The organism is Pantoea sp. 18069, assembly GCF_902706035.1.
GTDB lineage: Bacteria > Pseudomonadota > Gammaproteobacteria > Burkholderiales > Burkholderiaceae_C > Comamonas.
On the sequence record NZ_CACSJA010000150.1, the window covers coordinates 1 to 385 of the forward strand.

Below are 385 nucleotides of genomic sequence, written 5' to 3' on the forward strand. Positions count from 1 at the left end.
ACATGGCATCCTCCGGTTAAGTTTTTTCTCATTAACCGAAGGATACACTCTGGAGTCGACTCCAGAGTCAAGTTTTATCAGAGATACAGCGAGCGGACGATCAGGAAGTGACCGGCAAAGTAGCAGGCCGCAGCAATCGCGTTATCCGCACGGAAGCGTCGGCGATAGTGGCTCCCCAGCCAGACAAAGTTACTGATAAACAGCAACGAAGCGCCAACAAACGCAGAGAGCGCCGGAGCGGTCGGACGGAAGAACCACAGTTCACCTGCCAGCCACACCATCACCAGCGTCATGCCGATAAACGTGCAGATAGGCCAACGGTACTCTTCCAGCCGCGTCCAGATAATCGCCAGTAACAGCGCGCCCAGAACCAGCAGCACCAGTG

At 55.3% G+C, this 385-nt stretch carries 1 protein-coding gene; it reads right to left on the reverse strand.

The window, feature by feature from the left end; genetic code table 11:
- Positions 1-77: 77 nt before the first annotated feature.
- On the reverse strand, positions 78-385 hold a 308-nt coding region (locus GVL12_RS25985), incomplete at its 5' end, for a lysoplasmalogenase family protein (RefSeq protein WP_235033997.1).